This is a genomic window from Pseudonocardia sp. DSM 110487, from assembly GCF_019468565.1.
Taxonomy (GTDB): domain Bacteria; phylum Actinomycetota; class Actinomycetes; order Mycobacteriales; family Pseudonocardiaceae; genus Pseudonocardia.
In genome coordinates, this window is the sequence record NZ_CP080521.1 from 2,079,447 (window position 1) to 2,099,642 (window position 20,196).

Below are 20,196 nucleotides of genomic sequence, written 5' to 3' on the forward strand. Positions count from 1 at the left end.
GGAATTCCATCAGCAGAGAAGCGGATCGACCGGAGTTCCGCCATATCGAACATGTGGTCTCGATACGGGCCGGCGCTGGGGCGCCGGCCCTACTCGACCACCGGGAAGCCACTGCGCCTACCAGGTGACCGGGAGCTCGTGGACGCCGTAGACCGAGGCGTCGTGCTTGAACTGGATCCGGTCCAGGCCGGTGGCGAGCGCGAGCGTGGGGATCCGCTTGTAGAGGGTGCTGTAGACGACCTGCAGCTCCACCCGGGCGAGCGGCTGGCCGACGCACTGGTGCACGCCGAAGCCGAACGCGACGTGGTGGCGGGCCTCGCGGGTGAGATCGAGGCGGTCGGGGTCGGGGAACGCGTCGGGGTCGCGGTTGCCGATGTCGTTCGGCATGATCACGCCCTCGCCCGCCTTGATGGTGCGGCCCGCGACCTCGATGTCCTCCAGCACGGCGCGGCGGCGGCCGTTGTGGGTGATGTTCAGGTAGCGCAGCAGTTCCTCGACGGCGTTGGCGACGAGCGCAGGGTCGTCGGACTCGCGGAGGAGGGCGAGCTGGTCGGGATGCTGCAGCAGGGCGAGCGTGCCGAGAGCGATCATGTTCGCGGTGGTCTCGTGCCCGGCGATGAGCAGCAGGATCCCCATCTGGGCGGCGTCCTGCCGGGTCAGCTCCCCGGCCTCGACGCGCCGCGCCAAGCCCGACAGCACGTCGTCGCCGGGATGGGCGAGCTTCTCGCCGACGAGGCGGTCCAGGTAGCCGAACAGTGCACCCGTGGCCGCTGTGCGCTCCTGCGCCGTCGCGTCCCGCTTGACGATGACCTTGCTGTTGTCCTGGAAGAAGTCGTGGTCGGTGTACGGCACGCCGAGCAGCTCGCAGATCACGAGCGATGGCACCGGCAGGGCGAACGCCTCCATCAGATCGACGGGCTTCGGCCCGGCGAGCATGTCGTCGATCAGGTCGTCGACGATCTTCTGGATCGCCGGGCGCATCGCCGCCACGCGCTTCGTGGTGAACGAGGCCGTCACCATCCGCCGCAGCCGGGCGTGCTCGGGGTCGTCCATCAGGATGAAGCTGATCTTCGAGCCGCCGCCGTCCGCCGCGACGGCATTCGGGTAGCCGGGGGTGGCCGGGTCGGCGCTCACCCGCGCGTCGGCGAGCACGGCCCGCTGGTCGGCGTAGCGAGTGACGAGCCACGCCGTGCGGTCGCCGTCGACGCCGACCTCGACCAGCGGTCCCTCCTCCTGCAGGTCGCGCAGCTGCGGCGGCGGGTCGAACGGGCAGCGCGCCGCCCTGGTCATGGGGAACTGGGGAATCTCGGTGGTCATCTCTTCTCCTCCGGGAATCAGGTGAGGGCGGGTGCCGGGAGCGCGTCGACGACGTCCTGTCGCCGGAGGCGGGTCTGCTTGGGCATGTTCCAGCCGAGGACGCCGGTGACGGTGCCGTTCCGCTCGTAGCGGGCGACGAAGCGGCGGCCGGCGAGGTTCCCCTCGACGACGCTCACCTCGGCGCCTGCCGGGAGCACGCCGTGGATCTGGAGCTTGGCGTCGAACTGGTCGGTCCAGACGTACGGGACGGGGGTGTAGGCACGGTCGGCGCCGAGGATGTTGGCGGCGACGAGGCCGGCCTGCTCGGTGGCGTTGGTGCGGTTCTCCAACCGGACGAGGGCGGCGTGGGCCTCGTGGTGGAAGCGGGCCACGTCCCCGACCGCGTAGATGCCGTCGGCGGCGCGGCAGCGGGAGTCGCACACCAGTCCGTCGGCGAGGTGCAGGCCGCTGCCGGTGAGCCATCCGGTGACCGGGGTCGCGCCGATGGCGACCACGACGAGGTCGGCCGGCAGTACGGCGCCGCGGTCCAGGCGGACGCCGATGACCCGCCCGTCCTTGCCGACGAGCCCGGCCACGCCGGTTCCGAGTCGCAGGTGGACGCCATGTGAGGTGTGCAGATCGGCCAGCAGTCCGCCGACCAGGGGGCCGATCTGGCCTGCCATGGGCGCCGGCTGCGGCCCGGCGATCGTGACGTCGAGGCCGAGCGTGCGCGCGGTGGCGGCGATCTCGGCGCCGAGCACACCCTCGCCGACCACGACCAGCCGTGACGCGGCCAGCAGGTCGGCGCGCAGCGCCACCGCGTCGTCGAGGGTGCGCAGCACGTGCACCCCGGCCAACCCCTCCTGACCGGGAAGCCTGCGCGGGGACACCCCGGTGGCGACAACCACGGCGTCGGCCGACAGCTCGCGCCCGGACGAGGTGTGGACGGTGCGCGACGCCACGTCGAGGCCGACGGCGGGGTCGGCGAGGACGAACTCGGCGTCCAGCGCGACCAGCGCCTCCGGGGTGCGCAGCTGTGCGCGGTCGGGGTCCCAGGCCCCGGCCAGTACCTGCTTGGACAGCGGCGGCCGGTCGTAGGGCAGGTAGTTCTCGGCGTCCAGCAGGGTCAGCCGGCCCGCGTAGCCCTTGCGGCGCAGCGCCTCCGCGGTCGACAGCCCGGCCGCGGAGGCTCCGACCACGAGCACGTGCCGGGGCACGCTCACGCGGCGCCGCTCAGCATGATCGCGGCCGCCGGGCACACGCTCGCGGCCTCCCGGACCGCCGCGTGCAGCTCCGGCGCGGGCGCCGCGTCGAGCAGGATCACGATCCCGTCGTCATCGCCCTGATCGAACACGTCGGGCGCGACCAGCACGCAGGTGCCCGCCCCGCAGCACTTGTCCGTGTCGACTTCCACCTTCATGGCCCTGCCTCCGATCCCTCGCCGAGGTACGTCCTCGGGCTGCCCTCAGTGAAGCGCTTCGGCAGAGCTAAGTCAAGCGACTGATTTAAATCGGACGAACTGCTCACCCGTCCCGGTCCGGCTCGAACCCCGCCGGATGACACCCGGATGAGCCGCGGCACATCGGCGTTAGGAAGCCGTCAAGGTGCCGGCAAACCCCCGATCGGGGGTCGCATCCTTGCGGCCGCCGCGACCGAACGGGTCGCGGCAGAGGAGGACCTTCAATGGCCGATCTGGCCTACGCGCTGCTGCTGATCGGCGGCTTCGCCCTGCTGCTCCTGATGGTGCGGGGGTTGCAGCGCCTGTGATCGTCGAGAACGTGATCGGCGGGCTGCTCGCGGCCGCGCTGATCGTCTACCTGGTCATCGCACTCGTTCGACCGGAGCTTTTCTGATGACGGAGCGCTTCTGATGTCCGTGACGACGGCCGGGCTGCTGCAGCTCGGCGTTCTCCTCGTGCTCCTCGCCGTGGTGTACATCCCGTTCGGGAACTACCTCGCGGCTGTCTTCACGAGCGGCAAGCACTGGCGGGTCGAGAAGGCCGTCTACCGGGTGGTCGGCGTCGACCCCGACGCCGAGCAGCGCTGGACCGGGTACGCCGCCGCGCTGCTGGCGTTCTCGTTCCTGTCGATCGTGCTGCTCTACCTGCTGCAACGGCTGCAGGGACTGCTCCCGCTGAGCCTCGGCCGCGGGGCCGTCGAGCCCGGCATCGCGTTCAACACCGCGGTGTCGTTCGTGACGAACACGAACTGGCAGTCCTACGTGCCCGAGACGGTGATGGGTCACCTGGTGCAGATGGCCGGCCTGACCGTGCAGAACTTCGTGTCGGCCGCGGTCGGCATGGGGGTCGCGGCGGCGCTGGTGCGCGGGTTCGTCCGCGCGTCGAGCGACCGGATCGGCAACTTCTGGGTCGACCTCGTCCGCGGCACCGTCCGCGTGCTGCTCCCCCTCTCGTTCGTCGCCGCGATCGTTCTGGTTGCGCTCGGCGTCACGATGAGCCTGCGGGCGGGAGTCGACGTCACCGGCGTGGACGGGGCGCAGAGCACGATCGCGCTCGCGCCGACCGCATCGCAGGAGGCGATCAAGGAACTCGGCACGAACGGCGGCGGGATCTTCAACGCCAACTCGGCGCACCCGTTCGAGAACCCCAACGGCGTCTCCAACATCCTGGAGATCTTCCTGCTGCTCGTGATCCCGGTGTGCCTCACCCGCGCGTTCGGCGTGATGGTGCGCGACACCCGCCAGGGCCACGTGCTGCTCGCGGTGATGGGCGTGCTGTGGGGCGGCCTGCTCGCCGTCGCGTGGTGGGCGGAGACGCACCCGAACGGCCCGGCCGCACTGCTGGCGGGGTCGGCGTTGGAGGGCAAGGAGGTCCGCTTCGGGATCCCCTCGTCGGTGCTCTTCGCCGTCTCCACGACCGGAACGTCGACGGGCGCGGTGAACTCGCTGCACGACAGTTACACCGGCCTCGGCGGCGGCGTCGTCCTGCTGAACATGCTGCTCGGCGAGGTCGCGCCGGGCGGGGTCGGTGCGGGCCTGTACGGGATCCTCGTGCTCGCGGTCATCGCCGTGTTCCTCGCCGGCCTCATGGTCGGGCGCACGCCGGAATACCTGGGCAAGAAGCTCGGCCGCGCGCAGGTGACGGCGGCCGCGATCGCGATCCTCGCGATGCCCACCGTCGTCCTGCTCGGCACGGGGGCCGCGCTCGCCCAGCCGGGCGAGCTCGAGTCCGCCCTGGCCAACAGCGGCGCGCACGGGCTATCCGAGGTGTTCTACGCCTACGCCTCGGCCGGCAACAACAACGGCAGCGCCTTCGCCGGGCTGACCGTGACGAGCCCCTTCTTCCAGTCCACCCTCGGGCTCGCGATGCTGTTCGGCCGGTTCGTGCCGATCTTGGCGGTGCTCGCGCTGGCCGGCTCGCTCGCTGCGCAGAAGCGCGTGGCGCCCGGCGCCGGAACGCTCCCCACGAACGGGCCGCTCTTCGGCGTGCTCGTCGGCGGCACGGTCGTCCTCGTCGCCGCCCTCACCTTCTTCCCTGCTCTGGCCCTCGGGCCCATTGCGGAGGCCTTGGCATGACCGTCATAGAAGAACGCTCGATCGTCGAGCGCCGCGAGCTGCACGCGCAGCGCACCGGCCGCACCGTCACCGCCGGCGCGTTCTCCCCGCGCCAGCTCTGGCAGGCGGTGCCGGACGCCTTGCGAAAGCTCGACCCCCGCACGCAGCTGCGCAACCCGGTGATGTTCGTCGTCTGGGTCGGATCGGTGCTCGTCACCGAGCTCGCGATCGCGCAACCGAGCGTGTTCGCGTGGCTGATCGCCATCTGGCTGTGGCTCACCGTGCTGTTCGCCAACCTCTCGGAGGCCGTGGCCGAGGGTCGCGGCAAGGCGCAGGCCGAGAGCCTGCGCCGCACGCGGACCGAGACGGTCGCCCGCAGGCTCCTGCCCGACGGGACCGAGGAACACGTCCCGGCTCCGACGCTGCGCATCGGCGACCGGGTCGTCGTGGAGGCAGGCGAGGTCATCCCTGGTGACGGCGACGTGGTGGAGGGCATCGCCACCGTCGACGAGTCGGCCATCACCGGCGAGTCGGCCCCGGTGATCCGCGAGTCGGGTGGCGACCGGTCCTCGGTGACCGGCGGCACCACCGTGCTGTCCGACCGGATCGTCGTGCAGATCACCACCGCGCCGGGCGAGTCCTTCGTGGACCGCATGATCGCGCTCGTCGAGGGTGCGGAGCGGCAGAAGACCCCCAACGAGATCGCGCTGACGATCCTGCTGTCGACGCTGACGATCATCTTCCTGCTCGCGGTCGTGGCGCTGCAGCCGATGGCCGGCTACTCCGGCGCCCAGCAGTCGTTGATCGTGCTGACCGCGCTGCTGGTGTGCCTGATCCCGACCACGATCGGCGCGCTGCTGTCGGCGATCGGCATCGCCGGCATGGACCGGCTCGTCCAGCGCAACGTGCTCGCCACCTCGGGACGGGCCGTTGAGGCCGCGGGGGACGTCGACACCCTGCTGCTCGACAAGACCGGCACGATCACGTTCGGCAACCGGCGCGCCACGGCGCTGCATCCGGCCCCCGGCACGACCGCGGCGGATCTCGCGGCGGCGGCCCGGTTGTCGAGCCTCGCTGACGAGACCCCCGAGGGGCGCAGCATCGTCGAGCTGTGCGCGCAGGATCACGACCTGCCCCCGGAGGAGGAGGTGGCCGGCGAGTTCGTCCCGTTCACCGCGCACACGCGGATGTCCGGGCTCGACCTGAACGGTCGCAGCGTCCGCAAGGGCGCGAGCTCGGCCGTCGCGCAGTGGACGGACGCCGGGTTGCCGCCGGAGGTCAGCGCGACCGTGGACCGGATCAGCGCCGACGGCGGCACGCCGCTCGTCGTCGCCGAACGGGACAACGGCGTGGCCCGGGTGCTCGGCGTGATCCAGCTGTCCGACGTGGTCAAGCCGGGGATGCGCGAGCGGTTCGCCGAGCTGCGGGCCATGGGCATCCGCACCGTGATGATCACCGGGGACAACCCGTTGACGGCACGCGCGATCGCGGAAGAGGCGGGGGTGGACGACCACCTCGCAGAGGCCACGCCCGAGGACAAGATGGCCCTGATCCGCAAGGAGCAGGAGGGCGGGCGCCTGGTCGCCATGACCGGTGACGGCACCAACGACGCGCCGGCGCTCGCCCAGGCCGACGTGGGCGTCGCGATGAACACCGGAACCGCCGCGGCCAAGGAAGCCGGGAACATGGTCGACCTCGACTCGGACCCGACCAAGCTCATCGACATCGTCGAGATCGGCAAGCAGCTGCTGATCACGCGGGGTGCGCTGACCACGTTCAGCATCGCGAACGACCTCGCGAAGTACTTCGCGATCCTGCCGGCGATGTTCGCGGTCCTCTACCCGCAGCTCGGGACGCTCAACATCATGCGGCTGGCCACACCGGAGTCGGCGATCCTGTCCGCGGTGGTGTTCAACGCGCTGATCATCGTCGCGCTGATCCCCCTCGCGCTGCGCGGCGTGCGCTACCGCCCGTCGACCGCGGCCCAGCTGCTGCGGCGCAACCTGCTGATCTACGGCGTGGGCGGCGTGGTCACGCCCTTCGTCGGGATCTTCCTCATCGACCTGCTCGTCCGACTCATCCCCGGGATCTGAAGATGTTGACCATGCTCAACCGCCAGATGGGCGCCGCGCTGCGGATGCTCCTCGTGGCGACCGTCGTACTCGGCCTCGCCTACCCACTGGCCGTATGGGCCGTGGCACACGTGCCCGGCCTCTCGTCGCGGGCGGAGGGCTCGATCATCTACAGCGCCGACGGCACGCCGGTCGGGTCGACGCTGATCGGGATCGACCCCGTGGCCGCGGACCCGGCGAACGACCCGTACTTCCACACCCGGCCGTCGGCGTCCGCTGAGGACGTGCTCGGCCCCGGCGACCCCTCCACGTCCGGCGGGTCGAACAAGGGAGGCTTCGACGAGGACCTCGTCGCGGCCGTCGAGCAGCGGCGCACCGTGATCGCGGAACGAGAGGACGTGGACCCCGACCAGGTGCCGGCCGACGCCGTCACGGCTTCGGCGTCCGGCGTCGACCCGCACATCTCCCCGGAGTACGCGGAGCTGCAGGTGCCTCGGGTGGCCCGCGTGACGGGCCTCGGCGAGGAGGAGGTGCGGCAGCTGGTCGCGGGGAGCACACAGCACGCGGTGCTGGGGATCTTCGGTGCCGACGGCGTGAACGTCACCGAGCTGAACCTCGCCATCGCGCGGTAGAGAGAAGATTGCGGCATGGGCAAGCGTGGCGAGCTGAGGATCTACCTCGGTGCGGCGCCCGGCGTTGGCAAGACCTACGCCATGCTCGGCGAGGCCCGGCGGCGCAGGGACCGCGGCACGGACGTGGTCGTTGGCCTCGTCGAGACCCACGGCCGCAAGAAGACCGCCGCGCTGCTCGAGGGCCTCGATGTCGTCCCCCGGCGGGAGCTTGCCCACCGGGGGGTGACCCTCACCGAGCTCGACGTCGACGCCGTCCTCGCCCGCAAGCCGCAGGTCGTGCTGATCGACGAGCTCGCCCACACCAACGTCCCCGGTTCGCGCAACGCCAAGCGCTGGCAGGACGTCGAGGAGCTCCTCGACGCCGGGATCACCGTGCTGACCACGCTCAACGTGCAGCACCTCGAGTCGCTGAACGACGTCATCGAGAAGATCACCGGCAGCCGGCAGCAGGAGACGGTGCCCGACGAGGTGGTGCGCAAGGCCGGGCAGGTCGAACTGGTCGACATCACCCCCGAGGCGCTGCGGCGGCGGCTCGCGCACGGCAACGTCTACGCGCCGGAGAAGGTCGACGCGGCCATGGCGAACTACTTCCAGCCGCGCAACCTCACCGCGCTGCGGGAGCTGGCGCTGCTGTGGGTGGCCGACCAGGTCGAGGTCGCGCTGCAGCGCCATCGCGCCGACCAGCGCTCCACGGATGTCTGGGAGACCCGCGAGCGGGTCGTCGTGGCCCTGACCGGCGGCCGGGAGAGCGAGACGGTCTTGCGCCGCGCGGCCCGCATTGCGAAGCGGTCCGGCTCGGCGGAGCTGTTCGCCCTGCACGTGCTGCGCGGCGACGGGCTCGCCGGGGCCACGGCCGCGGCACTGGCCAAGCTGCGGCGGCTCGCCGAGGACGTCGGCGCCTCGTTCCACACGGTCGTCGGCGACGACGTGCCGGCCGCCCTGCTCGACTTCGCCCGTGGCGTGGACGCCACCCAGCTGGTGATCGGCACCTCGCGGCGCTCCCGGCTCGCCCGCGCCGTCGACGAGGGCATCGGTTCCCGGGTGGTGCAGGACTCGGGCCCGATCGACGTGCACATGGTCACCCACGACGAGGCCGGCCGCGGCCTGCGGCTGCCGCGCCGCTTCAGCGCGGTGCCGGTCACGCGCCGGGCGATCGGCTGGGCGCTGGGCGTCGTCCTCCCGGTGCTGGCGACGGGGATCGGGGTCGTCGGCCGTGACCTCTTCGACCTCTCCACCGACGTTGTGCTGTTCTTCCTCGCCACGGTCGTCGTCGCGTTGGTCGGTGGGCTCGGCCCCGCCCTGCTCGCGGCCCTCGCCGGCGCGACGCTGCTCAACTTCTTCCTGACGCCGCCGCTCTACACGTTGACGATCGCCGAGCGCGAGAACGTGGTCATGCTCGTGGCGATGGTGATCACCGCGGTGCTCGTCGCGCTCGTCGTCGACCGCGCCGCCCGCCGGGCCCAGCAGGCCGCGGCGGCCGGCGCGGAGGCGGCGCTGCTGGCGTCGTTCTCCCGGACGGTGCTCACCCGGCCCAAGCCGCTCGCGCGGCTGCTCGACCGGGTGCGCGAGGCGTTCGGCATGACCACCGTGGCGATACTGGAACGCGTCGACGACCAGTGGGTGATCTCCGCCTGTTCGGGCCCGCCGGACTGCGGGAAGCCCGAGCATGCCGACGTCGACGTCGCGGTGGAGCCGGACGTGCACCTCGTCGCGCGCGGGCGCACGCTGCCGGCAGCGGACCGGCGGTTGCTCGAGGCGGTGGCGGGCCAGGCGCTGATCGCTCTGCGCAACCGGCAGATCGCCGACGAGGCCGCCGAGGCACGGCGCCGCGCCGACGCGGTCGAGCTGCGCAGCGCGCTGCTCTCGGCGGTCGGGCACGACCTGCGCACGCCGCTGACCTCGATCAAGGCCGCGGCCGGGACCCTGCGCGACGGTGACATCCGGCTCTCGAGCGAGGATCGCGGCGAGCTGGCCGCCACCATCGAGGAGTCCGCCGACCGCCTCACCGGCCTCGTCAACAACCTGCTCGACTCCTCGCGCCTCGCCACCGGCGCCGTCACCCCCGACCTGCGGCCCGTCGGCTACGACGACGTCGCGGTGCTGGCCATGCGCGGCCTCGACGGCGCGGGTCGCGTCGAGCTGGAGATCGACGAGCGCCTGCCGGAGGTCCTCGCCGATCCCGGGCTGTTGGAACGGGTCGTCGCGAACGTCGTCGACAACGCGCTGCGCCACGGGCGGGGCGCACCGGTCGTGTTGCGGGCCAGCGCCCACGCCGACCTCGTCGAGCTGCGGATCGTCGACTCCGGGCCAGGCGTATCCGTCGCGGACTCCGAGAAGCTCTTCGCCCCGTTCCAGCGTCTCGGCGACCGCGACCACAACGGTCTGGGGCTCGGCCTGAGCGTCGCGCGGGGTTTCACCGAGGCGATGGGCGGCACGCTCACCGCGGAGGACACGCCCGGCGGCGGGCTCACCGTCGTGGTCAGCCTGCCAGCTGCGCAGTCGACGGACGTGGCGTCGTGACGGCCGTGCTGGTCGTCGACGACGACACCCAGTTGCTGCGCGCCCTTCGGATCCACCTCGCCGCACGGGGCTACGAGGTGCACACCGCCGTCACCGGTAAGGCGGCGGTGCGCGCGGCCGAGGAGCACGAGATCGACGTGGTCGTGCTCGATCTCGGGCTGCCCGACCTCGACGGCACCGAGGTGATCACCGCGCTGCGGGCGTTCACGACCGTGCCGATCATCGTGCTGTCCGCACGGGCAGACTCCGGCGACAAGGTGCGCTCGCTCGACCGCGGGGCGGACGACTACGTGACCAAGCCGTTCGGCGTCGACGAGCTCATGGCGCGGCTGCGCGCCGCCGTCCGCCGCGCCGCGACCGTTCCCGAGAACGGCCCGATCGACGCGGGTGAGCTCACGATCGACCTGGCCGCGAAGATCGTCCGCCGGTCGGGGGAGGAGGTGCACCTCACGCCGACCGAGTGGAGCCTGCTCGATCTCCTCGTGCGCAACCGGGGCAGGCTCGTGGGCCGCAAACAGCTGCTGCGGGAGGTCTGGGGGCCGGTGGAGCGCAAGGAGACCAGCTACCTGCGCGTGTACATGGCGCAGCTGCGGCGCAAGCTGGAACGCGACCCGGCCCACCCGGAACACCTGATCACTGAGGCGGGGATGGGTTACCGATTCCGGGCATGACGTCGTCCGGGATCCGGAGCCGGGTGAGCACCGCCCGGTGATCGCTCCCGGCGATGTCCCGCACCTCGAACGTCTCGGCGACGATCGGGTCGGTGGCGAGCACGTGGTCGATCTGCGGTCCCAGCCAGCCCGGCAGCCACGTCGGCCAGGTCGGCGTCAGGCCATGGCCGCGCTGGGCCGCCGCGTCCCCGCACCCGGCCATGGCCGACCGGAACACCGAGTGGTCGAGCGTGGCGTTGAAGTCCCCAGCGATGATCGCCGGCTGGGGCCCGGCACACCACTGGGACACCAGGCTCACGTCGGACCGCCACTGCGGCACGTCCCCGCGGCGTGGGGCGAGGGTGTGGAACGCGACGAACCGCAGCTCCCCGAGGCCGCCGCCCTCCAGCTCGACGCGCGGGAACGGGGTCGCGATGTAGGTGCTGCTGCGCACGTCGCCGAGACGGTCGGCGACGACCGCCGTGACGCCGCCGAGGTCGCCATCGGGCTCCCCGACCGCGGTGACCAGGTGGTAGCCCAGCGGCTCGACCAGCGGGGCCAGCTTCGAGCGGAACGTCGTGCTCGCCTCGACGAGCGAGACCAGGTCCGGGCGCTCGTCGCGGATCAGCGCGGCGACCTCGCCGACGTCCGCACCGCCGCTGTAGGTGTTGAACGCGGCGATCGTCAGCGTGTGGCCGCCCGCGCGGACCGGTGTCGTCGACACGGCCCTCGGGGCGATCATGCCGGCCGCGACCACCAGCACGACGACCACGCCAGCGGCGGCGAGCACGGCCCCGCGCACCCGCCGCGCGAGCACCAGCAGCACCGGCACGAGGATCACCAGCCCGACCAGCAGGTACGGGCGGAGCGCGACGAGCTGCGCGAACGGAGTGACCACGTCGAGCCCGACCAGATCGGGCAGCGTCAGAAGGGCCACTCCTGCCACGAACAGCAGCGCCATCCAGCGGGATCCCAGCCGGCGATGCGGCCGTTCTTGCGTCACGAGCCGATCTTTCCCATGCCACCTGAATGGACGCTGAGGTCCGGCCCGGATGTCAGCAAGGCCACTTTGCTGACAGTGGGCGGGGCAGAGCGGCGGGGACGATCGCGGCCAGTAGCACGGCCGGGAGCAGGAAGCCGATCAGCGGGTCCGCGTGGTAGATCGGCGTGAACACCACCGGGCTCAGCGCGCCGCCGCCGAATCGCAGGGCCTGCACCACTGATACCGCGCCTCCGCGGTTCTCCTCCCCGCCGAGGACGAGCGTGTTGACGCCGACGAGCACGAGCTGGGTGGCCACGCCACCCACCGCCCACGCGAGCGCGACCATCCAGAGCGCGGGGAGCACCCCGACGGCGGTGACGGCGAGTGCACCCAGCCCGGCTCCGGCGAGTACGCCGGCGCGCGTGCCCATCCGGTCGACGCCGCCGCCCACGAGCCGGGCGGTGAGCATCCCGGCCACCCCGGCGGCGGTGAGCACCAGCCCGCGCTCCCCGGCACCGGCCCGGAACTGCTCGTCGAGCCGCAGCGCCACGAGGAAGCCGAGGCCGGCGAGGCAGCCCCAGCCGAGCGCAGCGGCCAGGCCCGCGCGGAGCACGGCCGGCCGCAGCGCACTCCGCAACCCAGGCGGCCTGGTCCCTGCTTCCGCCGGGATCCCGATCAGGGCAAGGGCGGCCGCCACCACCGCGACGCCCGCGAAGGCCAGCCGCCAGTCGGCTTCGGCCACGAGCCCACCGAGCAGCGGCGCCGACGTCGCCCCCGCCGCCTGCAGCGCCCCGAACCAGCCCAGCGCCCTGCCCAACCGGTCGCCCGCCACCGCGGCGGCGAGCGCCGCCATGAGCAGCGGGGTGGTGAACGCGTTCGCCGTGCCCAGCAGCGCCGTGGCCGCGAGGAAGAGCGGAAGCGTCGGTGCGAGCACGCAGGCCAGCGCGGCGAGCGCGTACACCCCGTACGCGGCGACGACGGTGCGCCGCCTGCCCCACCGCTCCCCGAGCGTGCCCGAGACGAGCATGACGGCCGCGAACGGCAGCATGTACGCGGTGATCGACAGCGCCGCGGTGCCCGCAGGCACTCCGAAGGCGGCGCCGAGCTCGGGCAGCATCGCCACCGTGAGCCCGCCGCCGAACGGACCGAGGAACCCACCTGCGTAGATCCCGGAGCGCGCGAGCGGGTTCATGCGAGCCGCTCGGCCAGCATGAGCGTGGGCAGGTTGGTGTTGGCCGATGGGATCGACGGCATGATCGAGGCGTCGATGATCGACAGTCCCTCGAGCCCGTGGACCCTGCCGGTGCCGTCGACCACGGACTGTGGGCCGTCGGCAAGCCCCATGCGGCAGGTGCCGATCGGGTGCTGATAGCTGCCGACGTTCTGGAGAACCGGTTCGGGTCCGTCGACCCCGAGGTGCCTCGACAGCCGGTGGGCGAGCCGGGCGCCTTCGGCGAGCTGCTCCGCGTCATCGGGCTCGCGGAGGTGGCCCGGGTCGATGCGCGATGGGCCGGCCGAGGTCAACCGCAGCGCACCCCGGGACCGCGGCGTCATGAGCGCGACCAGCAGGGTCAGGGTGTGCGGCTCGTCGGCGGTCGGGCCGCTGGGGAAGACCTGGATTCCGGCGTTGGTGGTGAGCAGGGACTGGCGCGGCGGGTCCGCGACCGAGAGGCCGTCGGCGTCGTACTGCAGCCGCAGCAGCGGGTGGTCCTGCAGGTTGCGGCCCACGCCTTGCAGGTCGTGCTCGACGGGAACGCCCAGCGCGGCCAGCTCGTCCGCGGGCCCGATGCCCGAGCGCAGCAGGAGGGTGGGGCTGCCGAACGCCCCCGCGCACAGCACGACCTCGCGGGCCCGGATGCGGTCGCCGCCGCGCAGCTGCACACCGGTCGCCCGGCCGTCCTCGACGAGGACGCGCTCGACGGGTCGCTCGGCATGGATGGTCAGGTTCGGCCGCTCCCGGGCGGCTCGCAGGTAGGTCAGGGTCGTGGACTGGCGCACCCCGTCGACCTCGTTCAGCGGGAGCGGACCGGCCCCGACCGCGCCGGGCGCATTGTGGTCGGCGATGCGCTCGTGGCCCAGCTCCTCACAGGCCCGCAGGAACGGCGCCTGGTCCGCCCCGGGCGGGCGGCGCACCGGGATCGGCCCACGGTCGCCGTGCCATGGCTCGTCCGGGAAGTCCAGGTCGCGCTCGAGCCGGACGAAGGCGGGCAGGACGTCCGCGAACGACCATCCCCACGACTCGTAGACCGTGGGGTCCCCGCGCAGCGCCATGACGTTGTTGGTGGCCGAGCTGCCCCCGACGATCCGCCCGGCGAACAGGGGGACGCCCGACGTGTCCGTGTAGCCCCAGTCGTAGCCGGTGCCGGTGGGGTCGGCGGCGTCGAGGATCTCGCCCGGCTGGGCGGCGGTCTCCGATCCGAAGTCGGGGCCCGCCTCGACGAGGACGACCCGGCGTTCAGCTTCTTCTGACAGCCGAGCCGCGACCACACCGCCCGCGGACCCGGCTCCGATCACGACGACGTCAGCGTTCATGGTCATCGGCTACCCCGTCGGTGAGCAGGAGAAAAGACCAACTTGAGACCCGGTGATACGGTTTGCGTCTCATGGAGCTCAGGCACCTGCGGTCGTTCATCGCGGTCGCCGAGGAGCTGCACTTCGGCAGGGCGGCCCGCCGCCTGCACATGGCGCAGTCACCGCTGTCCCAGCAGATCCAGCGGCTGGAGCGCGAGCTCGGCGTGCCGCTGTTCCGCCGCAACCGGCGCAAGGTCGAGCTCACCGACGCGGGCCTTGCCATGCTCGATCACGCCCGTCGCGCGCTCGACCACGCCGAGCGCGCCGCGAGCACCGCGCGGGCGGCGGGAACCGGCCGCGCAGGCCGCCTCGACGTCGGGTTCCTGGCCACCGCGGCGCTCGCCCTGCTCCCCGCCGTGCTGCCGCCGTTCCGGAAGGCGGCACCCGATGCCACCCTGCGGCTGACGGAGGCGGGCAGCCAGGACCTGCTGCGGGCGCTGCACCGCGGCGAGCTCGACGTGGCCTTCACTCGCCCGCCGGCACCGGCCGCCGAGCTCGCTTCCACGGTTGTGTGGCGCGAGCCGGTAGTCGCCGTGCTCCCGGCGGGCCACCCGCTCTGCGCCGGGCCTGACGTGCACCTCGCCGACCTGCACGGCGAGGCCTTCGTGACGTTCCCGCGCTGGTCGGCGCCCGAGTTCTACGACCATCTCGTGGCCGCGTGCCATGACGCCGGCTTCGCCCCACGCGTCGTCCAGGAGGCGCTCGCGATGCCGACGGTGGTCGGGCTCGTGGCCGCCGGCCTTGGCGTCGCGCTCGTGCCCGGCGGCATCCGCCACCTCGCGCTCCCCGGTGTCGCCTACCGCGACCTGCGGGGCGAGCCGGCACACGCCGAGATCGCGATGGTCCACCTGGCGGGAAACGACCGTCCCCTGCTGCAGGTCTTCACGAGCACGGTCCGCGCGATCCCGACGGTCTGACTCGCCACCGCTCACGCACCCCATGCGTAGGTGGCAGGAACCGTCCACCTCGTCACCGGCGCCTGTTGCAGGCGGTGCACCGACAACATGCAGCCCGCTACACGGAGCCACGCGGCGTTCATCACCAGCCGCTACGGTGGGACACGCCACGACAGGACGTGCCCCCGGGGTGCCACGGACGACGACACGGCGGGGGCCGCGAGCCAGGAGGCGGGCCGGGGATGGGCGACGACAGCGGCCGGATCGGAGCGACGGCCCGGATGATCCGGCGGCGTCGCGGGATGTCCCTGAGCGCTGCCGCCGGTCTCGCGGGCGTCAGCAAGGGCTACCTTTCCAAGCTGGAGAACGGCAAGGCGAGCTTCACCCGGCGCGGGCTGGTGGAGGACCTCGCCGCCGCGCTGGGGTGCTCCCCGATCGACCTGACCGGGCTACCGGCGGTGGCGCCGGACCGGCGTTCGATGGCGGCGGCGTCCGCGATCCCCGGCCTCACGGCGGCGCTGCACGACACCACGCTTGACGACGTACCCGAGGTGCCGACGCGTCCGTTGGCCGAGCTGGTCGACCTCGCGGATCGGGCGAATGCGGCCGCGGACCAGGTGCGGTACGAGATCGTCTCCGGCAGCGTGCTCGGGGACCTCATCACCGAGCTGCACGTGATCGGCGCCCGAGGTGACGGGGACGAGCGCCGGGAGGCGCTGCGCGCGCTGGTGACCGCGTGCATTGTGGCGCGGTCGCTGGCCTACACGATGGGACACGGCGAGCTGGCGGTCACCGCAACCCGTCGGGGATGGGACGCGGCGCGGCGCCTGGAGCGCGGAGACCTCGCATCGCTAATGGCGATGGGCCGCGCGATCAGCCTCAACCGGGTGGGTGCGCGGCATCGGGCCGGGGTGGTTCTCCGTGAGGCGCTCGGCGAGGCACAGGAGGCACCCGGGCCGACCGCGCGGGACACCTCGGCGGCCGAGGCACGCGGGATGCTGCACCTCACGGCGGCGCACCTCGCGGCCCGCGACGGCAACGTCGGTGACGCTGAGACGCACCTCGGCGAGGCCAGCGCGCTTGCCCGCTTTACCGGCGAACGCAACTTCATGCTCTACCACTTCGGGCCGTCGAACGTGGGCGCATGGGAGCTGGCGGTGGCGGTCGAAACCGACCGTGGACCAGAGGCGGCGGAGAAGCTCGCACCGGTGATCGACTTGAACACCCTCGGGTCGCCGGACCGCGTGGCGGCCGTGCACTTCGATCTGGCGCGCGCGTTCGCACAGGCTGAGGGCGCCCGCGACGCCGAGGCGTTGCGGCACATCGACAAGGCGGACCGGGTGGCGCCGGTGCGGATACGGCAGGACCCGCTTGCGCGGGAGCTGATCGAGCTGCTGGACCGGCGCGCGCGGCGCCGGGTGTGGGAGCTGGACTCGCTGAAGAACCGCGTAGGCATCGCCTGATCGTCTCCGCGCCACTGAGCGTTTCCACGCAGGAAACCCTTCGCTCGCGATCCCTCGTAGCTTTCTCCGGGTGATCAGGCCACTACTCGCCGCGATACGCGGACTCCGGGAACGCCAGGCAACGCCGGCTCGCCGTGATGGGCGCGACCTGTGAACCCGGCGGCGGGCGACCCCGCCCCGAGCGCGGCCGCTATCGCACTGGCGCCTATGGCAGAGGTGTGGCAACGGCTGCTCGCCGAGCACGTTCCCGACCGGCAGGGCAGGTGCACGATGTGCCGGTGGCAGACCCGGTCGGCCGACCGGTGGCCGTGCGCCGTCTATTGCCTGGCGGACGCGGCGCGTCGTGTCGCTCAGCACGTACACAGAGCTCAGCAAGGCCGCGTCCAACTCGAAGGACTATGACCATTGGCATTCGGATGGGGATCGTCGGCCGTATCCGTGGTGGTGACCGTCGTCGGCTCCAACGGGGCCGCGCCGGCCATCTACTACTCGAGTCTCTCCGTCGGAGACACGACAACGATCGCAGTGCCGGAGGGCACCACCGCGGTGATCCTCTCGGCATGCCCGCCAGCGGGTTCATCTCGGTGAGCGCAGACAAAGGCAAGCAGGAACAGATCGCGCCTGAGGGAAGGGAAGAAGGAGATGACTGTGTCCGTCGAACAATTCGCCGCTGACCCGCTCGCTCCGGTGAGCGCGCAACTCAGGGCCGGGCCCAGGCCTGTGATCAGCGGGAACGTGACATGAGCCGCGTGGGTGCGGCTGATGTCACGCTTCGGTCGATCATGGTCCGGGTTCCTGGGGTGGCCGGGGTGGGAACGGGACCACAGCCGGTCGCGTGGCACGCCGCCCGGGGCGGTCTCGTCGTGAACGGGCGTGCCCCTCGTCGGGGACGGCGCGTCAACGAAAGGCGCGGCTCCGCGGCCGCACCCGGGCGTGTTCCGCGGAACGCACCTGCGAGCCGTGATCAGCAGATCGGCGCACAACGGCCGAGATCCGCCGGTGAGCGCGTCAGCCAGAAGAGGTGTGTCTCCGTGCGGATCAGGCCGGCTCGAGCGCATCGGACAGTCGCGCTGCCGCTGCGAGGAGGGCGTCGCCGTAGAGCGCGCCGGGGCCGGCTTCGCCGACCCGCACCACCGGCGCCGCGACGCACACCGCTGCGACCGTCTCCCCGCCCGGCCGGCGGATGCCGGCGCTGACGGAGCAGAGACCGGGCGTTCGCTGGGAGATGCTCTCGACCCAGCGGGCGACCGGCTCGGTCAGGACGCGGGCCGCCGACCCGCCGGCCGTGAGCGGCAGGAGCGTGCCGACCGGCACGGACGCTCGCAGCTCGGCGGGGGAGTCGACGCTGGCCAGGCACAGCCGGTGCTCGCCGCGGCGGACCCAGATCTGGGCGGTCTCCCCGGTCTGCTGCTGCAGCTCCGTCAGCACCGACCCGGCCACGTGCTCGAGGTAGGGCACGGCGAACCGGTGCCCGAGCTGCAGCCGGCCGTCGTCGTCGCGGCTGAGGAGGCCGTGGGCCATCATCGACCCGACCAGCCGGTGAGCGGTGGGCACGGACAGTCCCAGGTGGCGGGCCAGCTCGGACGCCGTCATCCGGCGGGTCTCGACGGCGTCGAGCACGGCAACCACCCGGTCCAGCACCCCGACGCCGGTGGAGCGGATCACCGGCCCGGTCGCGGCGCCAGCCAGCGGATCGATGCCCACCGCGCCAGCGTAGGGCGCGGTCACATGGCGGCCCCTCCCGTGGCCGCACTATGTGTATCGGCGAGCTGCCGGTAGACGGCTGCGTTGGCGCGGTTGTGCTCGACCTCGGCGTCGCTCAGCTCGCGACGCACCTTGCCGGGCACGCCGGCCACCAGCGACCGCGGCGGGATGACTGCCCCCGCGGGGACGAGCGCGCTCGCCGCCACCAGCGACCCTTCGCCGATGACCGCCCCGTTCAGCACGGTGGCGTTCATGCCGATCAGGCAACCGTCCTCCACGGTGCAGCCGTGCAGCACCGCCCCGTGGCCGACGCTCACGTCGTCGCCGATCCGGGCCGGGAAGCCCGGGTCGGCGTGCAGGACCGCACCGTCCTGGATGTTGCTGCCGGCACCGACGGTCACCGACTCCATGTCGGCGCGCAGCACCGCGCTGTAGAAGACGCCGCTGTCGGGCCCGATGGTCACGTCGCCGACGACGGTGGCGGTGTCCGCGAGCCAGGCCGACGGGTCGACGTGGGGAGTGCGGTCACCGAGGGAGATCAGGCGCATCCCGTGATGAAACCTCACGACAGCGCGGGCGCGATGAGCGACGTGACGAACAGGACCAGCGCGCCGCCCAGCCGGTTGGTGAGCGCCGCGAACGGCATGAGGTGCAGCCGCCCCGCGGCGCTGAGCACCGACACGTCGCCGCTGCTCCCGGTGTCGGCCATCACCAGCCCCGGCGTGATCGCGGCCTCGACGAAGTGGAACTTCACCAGCCAGCCCAGCAGGCCCGAGGTGAGCGTGGCGACCAGCACCGTGACGATCGTCAGCCCGATGAAGAGCGGGCTGCTCAGGGCGGCCAGCACGTCACCGATGTCGATGTAGGTGACGCTGACCGCAACCAGCAGGGCCGGGACGAACAGCGAGAGCACCAGGTCGCCCCACTGCGTGCTGGCCTCCTCCAGCTCGCGGGGGAGCAGACCGAAGATCTTCACCAGCGCGGCCGCGATGATCGTCCAGGCGTAGGGGTGCAGCGCGGGGAGGACACCCCCAGCGAGGTGGCCGAACACGAAGAGCGCCGCGGCGACCAGCAGGCCCTGGCCGAGCGCGACGAACGTGGCGGCGTCGCGCGTGACGGCGGGCGCGAAGTCGTCCGCGCGACCCTCGACCCGCAGCAGCTTGCCGTGGCCGTTGAACCCCACGAACAGCTGGCGGCGCTTGCCGAGCCCGTTGTAGAGGCCCGCGACGAGGATGCAGATGATGTTGGCGACGACGACCGCGGACATCAGCTGCCCCATGAACGCTGCCGCGTCGTTCCCGGTGGCCGCGGCGTACATCTGCGACATCGGCACCGCGCCGACGCCGAGGCCGCCTGCCATGATCGGGGCGGCGATGAAGAGGATCGCCTGCACGAAGCCGAATCCCAGCGCGGCGCCCAGCAGGCCGATGAGCAGGAACGTCGCGACGAGGCAGCCGATGAGCGGCACCGCGAACCGCGGCCCTGCCTTCAGCAGCAGCGCCCGCGGCATGCCCAGGATGCTGCCCGCGATGATGGTGATGACGAGGAAGTCGAGGAAGCCGCTGTCCTCGACGAACCCGGACACGACCTCGGCGGCGGTCTGCGGGAAGAGGCCCGCGAACAGCAGGATCGCCGGCACGAACGTGCAGAGGATCGTGGGCAGCCCGAAGTCGCGCAGCACCGGCACGCGCTGACCGACCGTCATCAGCAGGCCGCCGACCAGCATCGTGACGGCGAAGCCGGACAGCAGCGACGAGGGCAGCGATCCGGTCAGCGCGGCGGTGAGGACGATCGCGGCGGCGACCAGGTACACGAGCACCGGCAGCCCGGCGATCCGGGGTTCCCGAGTGGTCGGTGGGGCGGTGTCGGGGATCGTGGACATCGTTGTCTCCCGCGG

The 20,196-nt window shown here is 72.4% G+C and carries 17 protein-coding genes; 8 read left to right on the plus strand and 9 right to left on the minus strand.

The window, feature by feature from the left end; translation table 11 throughout:
• Positions 1-117: 117 nt before the first annotated feature.
• From K1T35_RS09480 to K1T35_RS09490, 3 genes are read right to left on the minus strand one after another with little or no spacing between them, the layout of a single operon-like run.
• Positions 118-1,317 carry a cytochrome P450 gene (locus K1T35_RS09480; RefSeq protein WP_220259788.1) on the minus strand — a complete coding sequence of 400 codons (1,200 nt, stop codon included), beginning with the start codon at positions 1,315-1,317 and terminating at the stop codon, positions 118-120.
• 17 nt (positions 1,318-1,334) lie between these two features.
• Positions 1,335-2,519 (minus strand): NAD(P)/FAD-dependent oxidoreductase, encoded by a 1,185-nt coding sequence (locus K1T35_RS09485; RefSeq protein WP_220259789.1) that lies wholly within the window; start codon positions 2,517-2,519, stop codon positions 1,335-1,337.
• Positions 2,516-2,716, minus strand: coding sequence for a ferredoxin (locus tag K1T35_RS09490; RefSeq protein ID WP_220259790.1), 201 nt, complete (start codon positions 2,714-2,716; stop codon positions 2,516-2,518). The genes K1T35_RS09485 and K1T35_RS09490 overlap by 4 nt, the downstream gene beginning before the upstream one ends.
• A gap of 343 nt (positions 2,717-3,059) precedes the next feature.
• Here K1T35_RS09490 and K1T35_RS09495 point away from each other — a divergent pair, with 343 nt between their 5' ends.
• The 6 genes from K1T35_RS09495 to K1T35_RS09520 are packed head-to-tail and all read left to right on the plus strand — an operon-like array spanning position 3,060 to position 10,704.
• On the plus strand, positions 3,060-3,149 hold the full coding sequence (locus K1T35_RS09495; RefSeq protein ID WP_220259791.1) for a potassium-transporting ATPase subunit F: 90 nt from the start codon (positions 3,060-3,062) through the stop codon (positions 3,147-3,149).
• Between the two features lie 16 nt (positions 3,150-3,165).
• Positions 3,166-4,830, plus strand: a complete 1,665-nt coding sequence (kdpA, locus tag K1T35_RS09500) for a potassium-transporting ATPase subunit KdpA (RefSeq protein ID WP_220259792.1) — start codon at positions 3,166-3,168, stop codon at positions 4,828-4,830.
• Positions 4,827-6,902, plus strand: a complete 2,076-nt coding sequence (gene kdpB, locus K1T35_RS09505; protein WP_220259793.1) for a potassium-transporting ATPase subunit KdpB — start codon at positions 4,827-4,829, stop codon at positions 6,900-6,902. The genes kdpA and kdpB overlap by 4 nt, the downstream gene beginning before the upstream one ends.
• Before the next feature lie 2 nt (positions 6,903-6,904).
• Positions 6,905-7,513 carry a potassium-transporting ATPase subunit C gene (locus tag K1T35_RS09510; RefSeq protein ID WP_220259794.1) on the plus strand — a complete coding sequence of 203 codons (609 nt, stop codon included), beginning with the start codon at positions 6,905-6,907 and terminating at the stop codon, positions 7,511-7,513.
• Between the two features lie 15 nt (positions 7,514-7,528).
• On the plus strand, positions 7,529-10,033 hold the full coding sequence (locus K1T35_RS09515) for a DUF4118 domain-containing protein (RefSeq protein ID WP_220259795.1): 2,505 nt from the start codon (positions 7,529-7,531) through the stop codon (positions 10,031-10,033).
• Positions 10,030-10,704, plus strand: coding sequence for a response regulator (locus K1T35_RS09520; RefSeq protein ID WP_220259796.1), 675 nt, complete (start codon positions 10,030-10,032; stop codon positions 10,702-10,704). The genes K1T35_RS09515 and K1T35_RS09520 overlap by 4 nt, the downstream gene beginning before the upstream one ends.
• Here the strand turns inward: K1T35_RS09520 and K1T35_RS09525 are convergent.
• From K1T35_RS09525 to K1T35_RS09535, 3 genes are read right to left on the minus strand one after another with little or no spacing between them, the layout of a single operon-like run.
• Positions 10,667-11,686, minus strand: a complete 1,020-nt coding sequence (locus K1T35_RS09525; RefSeq protein ID WP_220259797.1) for an endonuclease/exonuclease/phosphatase family protein — start codon at positions 11,684-11,686, stop codon at positions 10,667-10,669. The two genes, K1T35_RS09520 and K1T35_RS09525, sit on opposite strands and share 38 nt — an antisense overlap.
• A 52-nt stretch (positions 11,687-11,738) precedes the next feature.
• Positions 11,739-12,857, minus strand: a complete 1,119-nt coding sequence (locus tag K1T35_RS09530) for an MFS transporter (RefSeq protein ID WP_220259798.1) — start codon at positions 12,855-12,857, stop codon at positions 11,739-11,741.
• A complete protein-coding gene (locus K1T35_RS09535; RefSeq protein ID WP_220259799.1) occupies positions 12,854-14,203 on the minus strand; it encodes a GMC family oxidoreductase in 1,350 nt (449 codons plus the stop codon). The genes K1T35_RS09530 and K1T35_RS09535 overlap by 4 nt, the downstream gene beginning before the upstream one ends.
• A 65-nt stretch (positions 14,204-14,268) precedes the next feature.
• Between K1T35_RS09535 and K1T35_RS09540 the strand changes: the two genes are divergently transcribed.
• Both K1T35_RS09540 and K1T35_RS09545 read left to right on the plus strand, forming a co-directional pair.
• Positions 14,269-15,153, plus strand: coding sequence for a LysR substrate-binding domain-containing protein (locus K1T35_RS09540; RefSeq protein ID WP_220259800.1), 885 nt, complete (start codon positions 14,269-14,271; stop codon positions 15,151-15,153).
• A gap of 221 nt (positions 15,154-15,374) precedes the next feature.
• Complete coding sequence (locus tag K1T35_RS09545; RefSeq protein ID WP_220259801.1) at positions 15,375-16,595, plus strand: helix-turn-helix transcriptional regulator; 1,221 nt, start codon at positions 15,375-15,377, stop codon at positions 16,593-16,595.
• 1,038 nt (positions 16,596-17,633) lie between these two features.
• Here K1T35_RS09545 and K1T35_RS09550 read toward each other — a convergent pair.
• The 3 genes from K1T35_RS09550 to K1T35_RS09560 are packed head-to-tail and all read right to left on the minus strand — an operon-like array spanning position 17,634 to position 20,181.
• Positions 17,634-18,299 (minus strand): IclR family transcriptional regulator, encoded by a 666-nt coding sequence (locus K1T35_RS09550; RefSeq protein WP_255621731.1) that lies wholly within the window; start codon positions 18,297-18,299, stop codon positions 17,634-17,636.
• Positions 18,300-18,319: 20 nt separating this feature from the next.
• The gene (locus K1T35_RS09555; protein ID WP_220259802.1) at positions 18,320-18,847 is read right to left on the minus strand and encodes a gamma carbonic anhydrase family protein; all 528 of its coding nucleotides are present in this window, start codon (positions 18,845-18,847) and stop codon (positions 18,320-18,322) included.
• Between the two features lie 14 nt (positions 18,848-18,861).
• Positions 18,862-20,181, minus strand: a complete 1,320-nt coding sequence (locus tag K1T35_RS09560) for a 2-hydroxycarboxylate transporter family protein (RefSeq protein ID WP_220259803.1) — start codon at positions 20,179-20,181, stop codon at positions 18,862-18,864.
• Positions 20,182-20,196 lie beyond the last annotated feature (15 nt).